Source organism: Fibrobacter sp. (genome assembly GCF_017545445.1).
Classification (GTDB): Bacteria; Fibrobacterota; Fibrobacteria; order Fibrobacterales; family Fibrobacteraceae; genus Fibrobacter.
Genome location: NZ_JAFWOM010000013.1, coordinates 55,892 through 70,138, shown reverse-complemented (window position 1 = coordinate 70,138; position 14,247 = coordinate 55,892). Strand labels below are relative to the sequence as shown.

Genomic DNA, 14,247 nt, shown 5'->3' with positions numbered 1-14,247 from the left:
TTTGATTGCGACCCGTATCAATAGCGGCTTTATGGATGGCGTATTCGTCCCATTTGGCTTTCTGTGCTTCGTCGATCATTTGCTGTTCCTCTTTCGATAATTTAGCCAATTTCGCAGTCGAAAACAAGCGTGCGAACACCGAATTTTCGTACTGCTTGGGCATCTGCGTCATGTTTTTCATGTTCTTGAGGGCGTAAAGCCCCATGTCGAGCGTCGTTTCCAGCTTGTCCAAGTGCTTGTTGAACTTCGGGAGTTCCACGAATGCGAAATTGAGCGTGTTGCTGATGCTTACGCCATTGACTTCGCGAAGCTTTGCGCGGCGGATGTAACGGTCGTCGGCGAATACGTTGAATTCCATGAACACGACAGTCACGACCGGGCTCAATTCGTAACTGTACTTTTGGCCACGTTCGCCCTGTGCGATAATCATCTGTGAAGCGTAGTAAATCGCACGGTTGACGATGTTTTCCTGATAAAGAATCTGCACTTCGATGATGAATCGTCGCTGAGCCGTATCGATGCAGTGCAAATCAAAGACCGTAGTCCGGTTTTCGTTGGAACCGTCGCTGTATTCCTTGTTGCGGGACTGCACATCAACAATCGGCGACGCGATTTCGCCTTCAAGCACGGCGTTCAAAAGCGCAATCAGGCAGACCTTGTTCTGCGAGTCGGGATTGAAGGCCTTCTTGAACGTCCTGTCGAGAAGGAGGTCGGCAAAAACTCCGGCACCCTTGTATTCTTCGAACGTCTTGGCCTCGCCAATCATTTCGCCGTGGCCATTATTTGTCCCGGCGTTGTTAATTTCGGCGTTATCATAATTTTCGGCGTTATTATTTTCCATATTTTTCCGTTGTTAAACACCCGAAAATGTCGGGCTCATAGACAGAAAACCGTTCCCCATCCTTTATATTAACACGCGATTTTGTGGAAAATGGACCAAAATCAAGCTAGATTACGAACAAATTGTAAAAAACGAGGCATGTCATCCTGAGCGACAGTGAAGGATCCATACAGAACCTATTACGTTCGCCCATACCCCATACCTCACATTTGTCACCCCGGACTCCGTTCCGGGGCCAGTATTGTAAGAAGAAAGTCGATCCTGGCACAAGGCTGGGATGACAGAATACGATAGGATCCCCCAAAAGAACTAAAAAAATTGCTATCTTTGAGATAATTCTACAGGGATTCAAAAATGAACAACGAATTGGAACAGAAAAAAGAATATTCCACTCCCAAAATGGAAATTGTACAGTTGCAGCAAGAAACCGCGCTGTTGGGGAATAGTTGCATCTGTCCTGATAATACTTATTGCTGTGGGGGCGCAAATTAATACCCGCAATACGAAACTTTAATTCACATTAAGGATCAAATATGAGCAATCAAAAAATCGAAATGCGCGAAAAGAAAGCATACCAAAAGCCGGAGATGGAAGTCGTTGCTATTGATATGCAGGACGCCCTCTTAGTCGGATCATCCTTGGATGTGATTATCGTTGATAGTAGTACTTCTTCGTAACTCTGTCACGGCAATCTGCGGTCTGGTGTTTTAAATATCATTAAAAATCTACTTTACATTCATGGTTGAATTTCGCAGAAAAAATCGCTTGAACCCAGACCGCAAAAACGACCATCGCAGGTCCAGTCACAAACTACAAGGCGACAAATGTTTGACGCTTCGCATCGAAAAGATGGTGCAAGGTGGTGATGGTTTTGTGCGTCTTGAAAATGGGCATGTTTGGTTTGTTGCAGGCGCTTTGCCGGGTGAACTTTGCAAGGTGCGCCCGACGTTTCGGAAAAAGGACTTTATCAAGGGCCGGGTTGTTGAAATTTTAGAACCGAGCCCAGACCGCGTCAAACCGCGTTGCCCGCTTTACGGAAAATGCGGAGGTTGTAGTTTGCAACATCTCGCTTCCGATAAGCAGGCGGAATACCTCGAAAAAGTCGAACGCGAAAATTTTAGGCGTTTAGCCCATGCAGAACTGCCCGAAGATTTTGTCATCCACACTGGGAACGCTTGGGGCTATAGAAACCGCGCTCGCGTCGTTTATCACAAAACTCCTGATGGCCGTGCAGTCTTTGGATTTCGCGGCGAAGAAAGCAACAATGTCGTTCCGTTTGAGCACTGCCCTGTGCTGACCGATGCTTTGAACGATTTTTTACGAGGTCCAGCAGCATCGCTTCTCGCATGCAATTCCGACGCATCCCATCGCAATCTGAACGGTCCCAGCGATTCCAAACGCAATTTAAGCCGTCCCCGCGATATGGACGTGAACTTATTTGACAACGGAAAAGGTGAAATCTCGTTTTATTATCCAGGCATGCGCAAATCTGAATTCGATGCGCATGCCGTAAGCCATGTCGAAATTGCTGGCCGCAAAATCGAAGCCGATGCCTCCGTGTTTTTCCAGAGCAACTTGGGACTTTTACCGGAACTGGTCGATGCCGTCCGCAAAGCTGTTGACGACGGTCTTGCAAGTGGCAAGGCGACAAACGATTGGCTAATTGACTTGTTCAGCGGAGTGGGTTTCTTTGCATGTATTTTACAAGATAAATTCAAAAAAATTACGACCGTCGAACGCGAAGAAGGCTGCCTCAAACACGCGAAAGCTAATTTGTCTGTTTCGGCGGCAGCTCGCACTGCGGAATCTCGCTCTCCAGTAATTGAAAACGTCTCCGCTCCGGCTGAAGACTGGCTCCTCGAAAACGTTGTCGATGTCCCGGCCACTCTCATTGTGGATCCTCCACGAACAGGCCTCCCCAAAGATGCTCTTGAAGCCATTGTAAAAAGTTCCGTGAACCGTCTTATTTACGTTTCTTGCGACCCGGTGACCCTTGCTCGTGACTATGCCAAGTTCGCCGAAGCCGGATTTTCCCTTTCTCATGCCGAAGGATTCGCTTTTTACCCTCAAACACCTCATTTAGAGATGATGTTTGTACTCTCCCGCTAATTTTTTTGCTAACTTAATTGAAGCTGTTGGGCAAAAAAGAGAGGGATCCAATGAAAAAAACTCATAAAGTCGTGATGCTTGCAACTTTAGCCTTGGGTGGGCTGTTTGCAGGGTGCTCAAAATCTGAACCGGTTATCGCCTGTGGCCGTGAATGGAACCCTGCCGTGGGTTATGTTGCCGATACGGGTAGCGTATTCAGGATGGCTGATGAACTTATCATCCAGCTGCGTTACGGAACAGGTTTTGATTTCAATACTCTGAAATTTGCGTTCTACGAAGGAACGCTTGCCAAAAAAGGCGAAAAACTGTGGGAACATGATTTCCGTGTATCCGATAAACTGGACGCGTTTACTCTTGAAGCTCGTTCACGTCGTGGTGGCTATGCGACTGCCCGCGAAATGACGAAACTCAAAGCTCCCGGAACAGTCGTTGTCGAAGTCTCTTCCGAAAAGGGCTTGATTGCTTCAAAGCAATTGTCTATTGTCAATCAATAACTGGTTAATTTGATGAATAAAATAAAATTCTTGAGTGGAATGTTTGTCGCTGCAATACTTAGTGCTTGTAGCGAATCCGATGTATCTGTTGATTATAAATTAAGCGCTCCCGTAACCCTGGAACTGTATGTCGAAAGTTACTATGCGACATTGGACCTCAAAGGTGAAGAAAAAATGGGAACGATTACGGCGACGTATGCGGACTTGAATTATTCTTCCAAGGGCGATACGACAACCGTCAAGCGTAATTACGTCATCGACAAGTCTCGCGGATACCTCAAGAATTTTATGCCGACGGAACTTGCTTGGCGTATCAAGGAAGTGGATCTTTCGGCAGTCGATAGAAATGTGACGAGCCTCACAGGAATTGACGACGGCTACGATACGCTGCTCGCCCATATCCCGATGCCTTCCCGCTGGCGCCAACAACTCTTGAACCCCGAGTACAAGCCGCATCTCAAGCGCTTGGAAAAGCACCGCTGGGAAATGGACCACTTGCTCAAAGGCGTGGTGCCGGTCAAGGGGAACGTGACAGAACTTCTCAAGCAGCAAGGCCGCTTGAACTTTGCGTTGATTAAGATTGACTCCGTGGTGACTAAGGGCTTCCAGAGCCGCGACCACCGCAAGTGCTTGGATTACGTCGTCTATTTACACGAAAACGAGAACTTCCCGTATTTTATTTGGGAACAGCATGTGGGCAGCAACATTGTGCCAGAAAAGTTTAAGGCCTATACGTCCAACCACAAGGGCGAGTACCGCACCGAGTTCGAGGTCATGATCGAACCGGAAACAGGCCTCCCTTGCCAGGAACGAGAAGTCAAGGTCGGGACACACACGATGGTTCATCCAGAAACGAAGGATACCGTCACGTTTACAAGCCACGTCACGCACGAACGACTCTACAACATCAAGCGTGAAATGCCTGAAGCTTCAGAATAGTTTATTTGCATTTTTATCACCCCGGCCACAGTGCCGGTGCCAGCTTACACAGAACCCTTTCTTCCTGTCATCCCGGACCCCGTTCCGGGACCGGCTTACACGGCACTTATCGCGATTGCTCATACCCCAAAGCCCGTTTATCGGGCGACCCCATACCTCAAACCCTCTAACCACAGACCACTATTTTTGTACTTTAAACACATGCGTATTTCACTTTTCTTGCTTATTCCTGTTGCTTGTAATTTTATCGGTTGCGCGACTCACGTCTCGTCACAGCAGACTATGGCCGACGACCGTAATTTAGTTTATGAGGACACGTACAAAGCATATCGCGAAGCTGAAAAAAATTATATGAATCTTTTGTTCAACATCGAACGCATGCCCGAAGAAGAAGAACTCTGGGTGATGAAGCGTGAACGCATGCTGGAACTCATGCAGCTCAAGGAATTGATGCTCAATGCGCGATTGGAACTCGATGGCGCCCTTCAAGAATGGGAAAAGCACTTGCTAGATGTTCAGGCCGATGTCAAATCGCGAGACCTCAAAAAGCTCAATCCGAATTTCAAGGGCCGCGACGCACAACGCACAAGCCCCGGCCAGTTGCTCCCCGGCGAAAACAATAAAACTCCAAGCTATAACTATTAGGCTCAATGCATAAGCACGAGCCGACGACGCAGCTATCAATGCATGGCTATTGCCATGTATTGATGACTTCGCCCCAAGGCGAGAGTCGCGAGTAAGCTTGCTTACTCATGACCGAGCCGTCAGCGAAGCGGTTAATTCTTGGCTACTGCCAAGAATTTATAACTGCGTCCCAAGGCGAGAGTTGCGGTCAAGCCTAAAGGCTTGAACATAACCGAGCTGCTGACGCTGCTATCAATACATGGCTATTGCCATGTATTGATGAACCCCATCCCGATGGAAAACTTGATTCTCGTCGGGCGGATGCTCTTGGGCAAGAACGTCAAATGAATGGGGTCAAGTTTCGTGCCGCCGTGGCAATCATCGTCTTCGCCAATGCGGTCAAGCCCGCGAGCAAACGTGAGCGAAATATCGAACGGAATACTACCCCAAAGCTTGTTGCTCATGCGGAAGTTCAAGCCGACAGAACGATCCCAGAAACCATGCTTTGTAAACTTGTCCGTAAAGAAGTCTCCATCCCATGCAGCTCCGATTTGCGTGAACAAATCAACATAAAGACTGCGCGTCGAGAAAATCCAAAGGTCATGCCGCCAGTCGTCGTAAATGGGGTAAATATAATGGAGTTCCGCCATTGCAGTTTTCGTGCCTGCACGGGTATAGTCTTCGGCACTGCGGAGGTAGGGATAACCGTCGAGGAATACGGGATTGTAGTAGTACGAATCAAGCGTGTCGCTTACGTCGTCTGTACTCCAGTTGAATATGCTTGAAATTTTTCCGCCAGCGGCAAGGCGTGCTCCTAAAAGCGGAGTCTGCACACTTCCGTACAAGTTTATACCAAATTGATGGAGCGTGAAATTTCTGTAGTGCGTTTTTATTTGTCCGTTTTCAGTGATATAAAGTGCTCCAGGACGGCTGAGGTCGCTATTGGCATATTGGTAATAAGCGAACAGTCCATTGCCTTGCCCTGAAATTCCTGAACCTTCTTCGCCTTCGTGGTCGCCATAAAGTCCAAGCCCGACCGTTGCACTAAAGCGTTTATTGTACGTCCATTCGATGGCTTCGTCGTAAAAATTCACGTTGGACCAATCGTAACTGATGGCGGCTTGCAATGTGTCGATGGATTTGAAAATGCTGTAGCCCGCGTTTCCTGTAATGGCCTGCGTTGCAAATGCGTAACGGCTTGTTCCTATGCTATCGCCTCCGTGGTCTTTTACGTTTTCGTAGCGCATGGTGTCCTGGTTGGTGTAGTTCGCGTAACTGTACGAAAGGCCTAGGTCAAGAGGTGTGCTGTGGTTATCCCATGCGATAAAGAATTCCTTTTCTTGTCTGGGATTGAGACCGTCGCCGTTGATGTAGTTTATTCCTTTGCCCAGTTCAAGCAATAAACCTAACTGCACATTGTTCTTTTTGAGAGCGTCGCTGATGACGACGGCGAGACCGAGTTTCGCTTTGACTTCGCCTTCGCCAAAGACGGTCAGAGCCGGGGCGTTTTCGGAAAGGCTGAAAATAGGGACGAACAACGGCGTGTTCGGAATGGGCTTGTAGTTTCGCTCCGTGCCTGCAAATTCGCGGTCGATGAGTTCTAGATTCTTTTGTGGTTTTTGCGGAATAAAACCGTAAAGTTTGATTTCCTTTTGAGTTGTATCTGCCACGGCAACCTTGACGGTATCGCGAACTTCGACTTGAATCACGTCTTTGCGAGTGACGATTTGCGGAACTGTGCAATTTGTAGAATCAGTTCCTGCTGCGATGTTCTTGCCGTCTGTAGCGTTCTTGCTTACTTCGACGTTGCTCTTGTCTGCTGTTACGCTGTTAGTGACTGTAGCGGAGTCGCTGTTTGCAGCACTGCAAGGCACCTGTACAGTATCGATGATTTGCAAAACACTATCGCGGAGAGTCACGACAATGCTATCGCGGAACACGGGTTCGGCTTCTTTCGCGTATGGCAACTTGTAAAGCGAAAAACCATCCTTGTCGTACTGCGTATAGAAAATTGTATCGTTTGCAAGCGTCGGCGTAAACGCACCGCCCACAACGTTCGTCAATACGCGTTCCTTGCCTGTATTCAAATCTTTTTCAATCAAGTTGAAAATGTTGTTCCTGTTACTTGCGAAGATAATTTTGTTGTCGTCTATCCAAGCGACATCGCGTTCATCGTAATTTGCATTGCTCACGACTTTGAAATTCTTGCCGTCGGCATCGACAATGGCAATTCCGCGTTGCACATCGTCAAAGAAGCTAAACGCCACACGCTTGCCGTCCGGACTGAACTTCGGACTGTAAATGTTGTAGTAAAGGAGTGTTGAATCGGGTTTGAAAATATCGACAGGATCTTCTGCGGTAAAGTTCTTCAAATCGCTCTTGAATAGAACCTTGCTCAAGGTAAAGCGTGTGCTGAACGGTTCACGCCTTGCAAAGACGACTTCAGTTCCCTGCTTGTTGAAGGACGGATAAACGGCATCCGCAAGGTGAGTGAGCGATGCTTGATTTTTGTTGGTGTCGCTTAAAGCAATATCGAAATGGGCATGTCCATCCTTGTCGCGGCTCTGGTAACTGATGTAAGCGAGAATAGGCCCATGAACGCTGTCGTCATAAACGTCAATGCCCTTGTCGAACCAAGGCTTTTTCGCCTTGAATCCAGACTTTGCAAAATCACCGATGTCGATAAGATTGCTATCGGCGCCTTCAATTTCAATATCGCCAACTTCCACACCAGCAGAATCTTTTTCAGATTGTTGCACTTCGACAGGCTTGCTTCGGCCTTGCTCAGTACCAGCAGTGACCTTGCCCGGTTGGTGAGCTTGTCGAACCACGTCTCTCGTCTGAAGCGTGTCTCCAAGCGGTATTTTAAAAACGCTTCCGTCAAACCAAGGACCGCCAAAGTTCGAGACTCCATACAAATTCTTTCCACTCACGACCGGGAAATCATTCCAGAACGCATCCTTGGTAATCTTGATGCCTTCGACCAGTGCGCCGAGCGAATCCTTTTGCGCTTGATAGTATTCGGTAATTTCCTTTTTCCATGCTTCGTAAAGCTCTGCTTCGCTGATACCGAGAACCTTTTGGATTGCACCATTGAGCGTTGCGCGGTAAGGGCGCCCCAGTTCCTTCCAAATGTTCGGAATCGCTTCGTCGCCATAGTGCTTTACGATGTAGAGCACGAGGGAGAAACCTTGTGTGTAAGGTCCGAGTTCTGCAAGGAGCGAATTGTCCGAAAAGTCATTCATATACGGAAGCGTCATGAGGCTATCGCTCAAAGCTGCCGTACGGAGAATCATGTCTCGGTGCGTATCCCAGCCGTCAAAACCCATGCGCGAAGACTCGTACTGTGCAGTTCCTTCTGCAAACCAAAGCGGCTGCAACGTGAACGGAATCATCGTAATAAAGTCGGTTCGCGAACGTTCGTTGTAGTAGTCCGTATAACTGAACTGGAAACCGTAAAGATTGGGGACTATTTTACTCCCGCTTTCGATGCTCACGAGGTGGCTGAATTCATGCGTAATCACGTCCGAGAGCCAGCCGTGGCTACTGCGGATTTTAAAATCCCAGTTCGTGAGCCAAAGGTTTACTGCATTCTCGCTCGGAATCGCACTTCCGTTACTGTAAAGAGCGTTGTTTAAAACCGCACTCACGCGACCGGGGAGAGATTTGTGATAACGGCTCGTGACGGAATCATACACGGCTTCGGCGTAGGCGGAAACCTTGGCTGCATGCGTCGAATATTCCATGGGATAAATAAATTGGAAATGTTCCGTGCCCGCTGTTTTCCACTTGATATCGCTTTGGTTGCCGTAAAAACCGACTGCGTTTGCTGTCCCAGCCAATAACAATGTGGAACAGACTGCAAAAATGCTCTTGATATTAAACTTCATGACGGTAATTTAGAAAATTGTGTATAAAAAAAGCCGCACGATTGCTCATGCGACTGCTTGGAGGAGATGAGGATTTATCATTACACTAACAAAGATATGAAATTGAAGATTCTAAAAAGCAAAGCAAAACCACAATTTCACAACATCCTGTATCAACTGTATTTCAAAACCATTCATTCTAGACCACCCAAGACATCATGGCCCGACTACACTCATTTACGCTTACAGCTACAATTTCTCGCCTATTTTCTATATTTGCATTCGATGAAATTACCTATAGTTTGCATAATTGGACGACCGAACGTCGGTAAGTCCTCGCTCTTCAACCGCATTCTAGGCCGCAGGGCTGCCGTGGTCAGCGACCGCGATGGTGTTACCCGCGACCGTCATTACCAGAATGCGATTTACAAGGGCCATGAATTTACTGTGGTCGATACGGGCGGATTCTTGCCCGATGATTCCATAGACGTTTTGGCGGACAGTGTCCGTGCACAGATTTTTAATGCCGTGAACGAAGCGGACCTCGTGCTCTTCATGGTCGATATCCGCGTGGGCATTACCAAGCTCGACCAGCAGTTTGCACGCCTTATCCGCAAGCTCGACAAGAAGGTGATTCTTGTAGCGAACAAGAGCGAATTGCAAGGCGACCGTCAAGAGAGCTACGAGTTTCTCAAGCTCGGCTTTGGACAACCGCGTACGATTAGTGCCTTGACCGGCTATGCTTGCCTATCGCTTTTGGACGAAGTCGTTTCGGTGCTCCCGACTCCGGTTCGTGGCGAACGCCGTGAGGAACGCCCCATCCGTTTTGCAATTCTCGGGCGACCGAATGCAGGCAAGAGTACGCTCCTCAATCGCTTGTTGAACGAAGAACGAGCTGTCGTTTCGGACATTCCGGGAACCACCCGCGATTCCATCGACTGTGACTTTATCGTTGACGGACAAAAGTTCGTCGTTACCGATACCGCAGGACTTCGCAAAAAGGCGAAAGTCGAAGACGAAGTCGAAGTGTTCAGCAACATGCGTACGCTCGAAAGCATCCGCCGTTCTGATTTGTCCGTACTCGTCGTCGATTGTACCCGCGGTATGGAAATTCAGGATTACCGCATCATTACGGAAATCCGCAAGGCAGGCAAGGGTCTTGTCGTCGTTTTGAACAAGTGGGATATTCTCCCGAACAAGAACGACAAGTCTTTCGACCACATGATTAAGGAATTGCTCGAACGCGAACCGATGCTTGAATTTGTACCGATTCTCTCGATCAGTGCAAAGGAAGGCCAGCGTGTTGGCCGCGTGATTCAGGCAATTCGGACGGTCTATGCCAACTGCCGCCGCGTACTTGGCCGTGACCGCGTTGCCGAAAGCTTTGCGAACTTCTTGCAAGAAAAAGCTCCGCCAAGCCACAATGGCCGTGTCGTCATGCTGACGCGTGCCTGCCAGATCATGGTGGAACCGCCGGTCATCGCTGTGGAAACGCGTACGCCGGAGCTCGTCGATGAATCGTACAAGCGTTACCTGCTGAAGAAATTTTATGACGAATTCCAGCTGCAGGGTGCACCGCTCCGCTTGAACTTTGATAGAAAATTAACTCTTAGAAAGGACGAAGAACTTGAACAGTTTACTGAGCTTTCCAATAGCGTACCTGCTGGGATCGATCCCCAGTGCCATCTGGATCGCAAAACTCGCGAAAGGTAAAGATTTCGATATCCGCGACTACGGCTCCAAGAATGCGGGCCTCACGAATACGTTCCGCGTGCTCGGCTGGAAACCGGCGTTGCCTGTCGTTTTCATGGACTTGTTGAAGGGCTTTTTTGGACCGTTTATCGCACAAAAAATGTGTGAAGCTCAAGTTGCCGCTGGCGGTGCCGATTACAGCGCTTGGGTGCCGCTTGTCGCCGGTCTCCTTGTGATTTTCGGCCACAGCTTTACTTGCTTTGCAGGCTTCCGTGGCGGGAAAGGCGTGCTTGCCGCACTTGGCGTGTTCCTCGCCATATTGCCGCTCACGGTGCTTTCTGCTTTTGCGCTCTGGATAATTCTCACGTTTACGACAAAGTACGTTTCGGTTGGCAGCATTTTCGGGAGCGCTCTTCTCGGCGTTCTCTCGATTTTTGGCTACGTTTGCCCGGAATACTACTTTGAAAGCGTGAACCTCGGACAGATGATTCTAGCTGTGGTTGTCGCTGTTTTTATCATCGTGAAGCACAAGTCGAACATCAAGCGCCTCCTCAACGGCACAGAAAATGGATTTGGCAGCAAGCGAAAAAAGTAGGAAGTAGGAATGTATTCCAGCTTTTACCGCATTGTTGTTCTTGACTATTGCAATGTCATCCCGGACTCCGTTCCGGGATCACCTTCTTGTAATGATCATGGGCGACCCCGTAACAAGTACGGGGTGACAGCGATAAGGTCTTTGCATGCTTACATTTTTTGAATAATGTTAGCTACAATTCGTTAAAATATTGTAGATTTTAGTAAACAGAAGCTAGTAAGCAGTGATGAATTTAGTGATTAGTAAACAGTAAGCAGTAAACAGGAATGTAAAAAGAACGTTTTTTGCTTTCCTAACCACTAATCACCAACCACTAACCACTGATTAATGACCATTGACTAATGACTATTAACTAGGAACCATATTATGAAAATTACAGTTTTAGGTACTGGCGGCTGGGGTCTTACGCTCGGCCAGGTTGTTTACGAAAACAAGAACGAACTTACTTTTTGGACCAATTCACAAGCAGAAGTAGATTTGCTTTCTACCGAACACCAGTACAAGGACAAGCTCCCCGGTGTTATTTTCCCAGCTGATTTTAAATACACGACCGACATGCATGCCGCACTGAACGGTTGCGATATGGTTTTGATTGTGGTTCCGTCTCAGTTCATGGCGGGTGTCGCTGCAAACCTCGGCTCCTGGACTCCAGAAAAAGGCAAAGAACCGATTGTGGTCTGCGCTACGAAGGGCATTCTCGAAGGCTCCGATCAACTCATGAGCGAAGTCATTCTCGAAAAGGTGCCTTGGCTTACCGAAGACAAAATGGTAGCCTTTAGCGGCCCGTCTCACGCCGAAGAAGTGAGCCGCCACGTGCTTACAGCCATTGTCGCTGCTTGCGTGAACGAAGATTCTGCAAAGATTGTGCAGAAGGCGATGAGCTGCTCTTACCTACGCGTCTATACATCTACGGATATCATCGGCGTGGAACTGTGCGGTTCTGTCAAGAACGTGATTGCCATTGCCTCCGGCGTGCTTTATGGACTCGAAGCTAGTGGCAAGTTCAAGATTGGCGACAACACTCGCGCTGCCATCCTCACTCGCGGTCAAGCGGAAATGTGCCGCTTGGGCAGAGCGCTCGGAGCAAAGCCCGAAACGTTTGCAGGCCTCGCTGGCATGGGCGACCTCATCGTGACGTGCCTTTCGCAGCATAGCCGCAACCGCTACGTGGGCGAACACATCGGCAAAGGCGAAACGCTCGACCAAGTGCTTGCCGGCATGAAGATGATTGCCGAAGGTGTCCCGACCTGCCGCAGCACGCGCGCGCTCGCGAAAAAGCTTGGCGTCGAAATGCCGATTGTCGAAGCCGTCTATCAGATGCTCTTTGAGAACCGCAAGGTCGAAGACGTGGTCAAGGAAATCTGGGGCCGCGAACTCAAGGCCGAAAACTGGGCATAAAACCTATTTTAAAGTTGTAAATCTCGGCTAATTAGCCGAGCTATTTTTTTTGAGTGCAAAAACTTGTTTTATTCGAAATAGTTTTGTACTTTATTTAAACGACAACCCATAATACACCAAAGCCCTCCTCTTAGAAGGGCTTTTCCATTTTTTTCATTATGAGCACTGTCATTCCGAACGAAGTGAGGACAACTCAGAAGGCGAGTGTTGCAAAAATGAGCTGGCTCATTTTTATAACCGAGCCAAAGAGTTGGGGGCTTTAGCCCAACCCAGTTAAGTCTTGTATTATCGTCCTCCGACGAGAATTTGATCGACCTTAATGGATGGTTGTCCGACGGTTACCGGTACGTGTCCAGACGAGGCTCCGCAAACGCCTGCGGCCTGTTCAAAATCCGTCCCGACCATGCTGATGCGCGGCATGATTTCATGACCTTTACCGATAAGCGTTGCGCCGCGAACGGGTTCGCAAATCTTGCCGTTGCGGATAACATAACCTTCATCGACCGCAAAGTTGAACTCGCCCGTCGCCGGGTTCACAGAACCGCCGGCCATGCGCGCAGCATAAAGTCCGTTATCGACGCTTGCAATCATGGAATCGAGCGAATCCTTGCCCGGAGCGATAAACGTATTGCGCATGCGGCTCACAGGTGCATACTTGTAGCTTTCGCGGCGAGCGCTTCCCGTGCGGGCAATACCGACTTCAGCAGCCCCCACGCGATCGCTCATGTACGTTTTCAAAATGCCGTTTTCAATCAGCGTCGTACGCTGCGTCAGTGTTCCCTCGTCATCGTACTTGAGACTCCCCCACACGCCGTCCATCGTGCCGTCGTCAATAGCGGTAAGGCACGGCTGCCCGATAGCTTCGCCAATCTTTCCGCAGAACGGACTTGCATGGCGACGAACCGATTCCGTCTCCAGCGGATGGCCGCAAGCTTCGTGGAAAATCACGCCGCCAAAGCCGTTGCCCATCACCACCGGCATCTGGCCGCCAGCGATGTAGCCTGCATCTAGCATGCGCAAAACGCGGTCGCCACAAACTGTCGCTAAAGCTTCTGGAGAGTAATTTGCCAAAAGTTCATAACCGCCTAAAGCGCCCGGCGCTTCGTGCGTCGTCAGGCGTTCCGTTCCGTCAGTCGCTGTCACGTTCACGTTCACACGCAAGCGACCGCGAGTCATTTCAAGATGCAAACCTTCGCTGTTCAAAAGCGAAATGGAAGTGCAACTGTCCGTAACGCTAGCCCCCACCTGCGCAATTTTCGGAGAAAGTTCACGAGCCGCCTTATCCGCACGGAACAAGAAATCCTGTTTCATCGACTGACCCAGCACACGCGGGTCTTGGTAAGCGGCTTGATTGAAATCGCAAACGCGTTTTTCGGGAGCAAATTCAAAAGGTTTCGAAGCAGACCCCACGCCACCGGCAGCAGATGCAATTCGCCCGAACGCAAGCGTTTTAACGAGCTTCAACAAAGCTTCTTCGCTATCGTCACTCGTAAAGCCGTACAGCACTTCCGTTCCGTACAAAAGACGAACGCCAATGCCGTATTCCGTGCCCGCTGTTGCCGTTTCTATCTGACGGTCTTTCAAGCCAAGACTTGAACTGCGAGTTTCTTCTTCAAAAATTTCAACAAAGTCAGCGCCGGCATTTTTGCCAGCTTCAAAAATCTTTACGGCAACTTCTGGATTCAC

General features: G+C 48.9%; 12 protein-coding genes. 9 read left to right on the top strand and 3 right to left on the bottom strand.

Annotated features, from left to right (window positions below):
* Positions 1-841 (bottom strand): Rpn family recombination-promoting nuclease/putative transposase (locus IKG78_RS01730; RefSeq protein ID WP_290938513.1); only part of this gene is annotated, 841 nt, incomplete at its 3' end.
* 354 nt (positions 842-1,195) lie between these two features.
* Between IKG78_RS01730 and IKG78_RS01725 the strand changes: the two genes are divergently transcribed.
* The 6 genes from IKG78_RS01725 (at position 1,196) to IKG78_RS01700 (ending at position 5,028) form a co-directional block, all read left to right on the top strand.
* Complete coding sequence (locus IKG78_RS01725; protein ID WP_290938511.1) at positions 1,196-1,333, top strand: hypothetical protein; 138 nt, start codon at positions 1,196-1,198, stop codon at positions 1,331-1,333.
* A gap of 41 nt (positions 1,334-1,374) precedes the next feature.
* Positions 1,375-1,518: a hypothetical protein gene (locus IKG78_RS01720; RefSeq protein ID WP_290938508.1), complete on the top strand. Its 144-nt coding sequence runs from the start codon at positions 1,375-1,377 to the stop codon at positions 1,516-1,518.
* 61 nt (positions 1,519-1,579) lie between these two features.
* On the top strand, positions 1,580-2,950 hold the full coding sequence (locus tag IKG78_RS01715; RefSeq protein ID WP_290938505.1) for a class I SAM-dependent RNA methyltransferase: 1,371 nt from the start codon (positions 1,580-1,582) through the stop codon (positions 2,948-2,950).
* A 50-nt stretch (positions 2,951-3,000) separates the two neighbouring features.
* A complete protein-coding gene (locus IKG78_RS01710; protein ID WP_290938502.1) occupies positions 3,001-3,444 on the top strand; it encodes a hypothetical protein in 444 nt (147 codons plus the stop codon).
* 12 nt (positions 3,445-3,456) lie between these two features.
* Positions 3,457-4,383 (top strand): hypothetical protein, encoded by a 927-nt coding sequence (locus tag IKG78_RS01705; protein WP_290938500.1) that lies wholly within the window; start codon positions 3,457-3,459, stop codon positions 4,381-4,383.
* 201 nt (positions 4,384-4,584) lie between these two features.
* Positions 4,585-5,028 (top strand): hypothetical protein, encoded by a 444-nt coding sequence (locus IKG78_RS01700; protein ID WP_290938498.1) that lies wholly within the window; start codon positions 4,585-4,587, stop codon positions 5,026-5,028.
* 242 nt (positions 5,029-5,270) lie between these two features.
* Here the strand turns inward: IKG78_RS01700 and IKG78_RS01695 are convergent, their stop codons facing one another.
* Positions 5,271-8,897 (bottom strand): hypothetical protein, encoded by a 3,627-nt coding sequence (locus IKG78_RS01695; protein WP_290938496.1) that lies wholly within the window; start codon positions 8,895-8,897, stop codon positions 5,271-5,273.
* 264 nt (positions 8,898-9,161) lie between these two features.
* Here IKG78_RS01695 and der point away from each other — a divergent pair, with 264 nt between their 5' ends.
* From der to IKG78_RS01680, 3 genes are all read left to right on the top strand, one after another.
* The gene (gene der / locus IKG78_RS01690) at positions 9,162-10,589 is read left to right on the top strand and encodes a ribosome biogenesis GTPase Der (RefSeq protein ID WP_290938494.1); all 1,428 of its coding nucleotides are present in this window, start codon (positions 9,162-9,164) and stop codon (positions 10,587-10,589) included.
* Positions 10,504-11,163, top strand: coding sequence for a glycerol-3-phosphate 1-O-acyltransferase PlsY (gene plsY / locus IKG78_RS01685; RefSeq protein ID WP_290938491.1), 660 nt, complete (start codon positions 10,504-10,506; stop codon positions 11,161-11,163). Before der ends, plsY begins: the two co-directional genes overlap by 86 nt.
* Before the next feature lie 366 nt (positions 11,164-11,529).
* Entirely contained in the window at positions 11,530-12,561 is a 1,032-nt protein-coding gene (locus tag IKG78_RS01680) for an NAD(P)H-dependent glycerol-3-phosphate dehydrogenase (protein WP_290938489.1), read from the top strand.
* Positions 12,562-12,846: 285 nt separating this feature from the next.
* Here the strand turns inward: IKG78_RS01680 and IKG78_RS01675 are convergent, their stop codons facing one another.
* Entirely contained in the window at positions 12,847-14,247 is a 1,401-nt protein-coding gene (locus IKG78_RS01675; protein WP_290938487.1) for a TldD/PmbA family protein, read from the bottom strand.

Excerpts from the sequence above, each read along its gene's own strand:
- IKG78_RS01725 (WP_290938511.1), top strand. The coding sequence starts at position 1,196 with ATGAACAACGAATTGGAACAGAAAAAAGAATATTCCACTCCCAAAATG.
- IKG78_RS01720 (WP_290938508.1), top strand. The coding sequence starts at position 1,375 with ATGAGCAATCAAAAAATCGAAATGCGCGAAAAGAAAGCATACCAAAAG.
- IKG78_RS01715 (WP_290938505.1), top strand. The coding sequence starts at position 1,580 with ATGGTTGAATTTCGCAGAAAAAATCGCTTGAACCCAGACCGCAAAAAC.
- IKG78_RS01710 (WP_290938502.1), top strand. The coding sequence starts at position 3,001 with ATGAAAAAAACTCATAAAGTCGTGATGCTTGCAACTTTAGCCTTGGGT.
- IKG78_RS01705 (WP_290938500.1), top strand. The coding sequence starts at position 3,457 with ATGAATAAAATAAAATTCTTGAGTGGAATGTTTGTCGCTGCAATACTT.
- IKG78_RS01700 (WP_290938498.1), top strand. The coding sequence starts at position 4,585 with ATGCGTATTTCACTTTTCTTGCTTATTCCTGTTGCTTGTAATTTTATC.
- IKG78_RS01695 (WP_290938496.1), bottom strand. The coding sequence starts at position 8,897 with ATGAAGTTTAATATCAAGAGCATTTTTGCAGTCTGTTCCACATTGTTA.
- der (WP_290938494.1), top strand. The coding sequence starts at position 9,162 with ATGAAATTACCTATAGTTTGCATAATTGGACGACCGAACGTCGGTAAG.
- IKG78_RS01680 (WP_290938489.1), top strand. The coding sequence starts at position 11,530 with ATGAAAATTACAGTTTTAGGTACTGGCGGCTGGGGTCTTACGCTCGGC.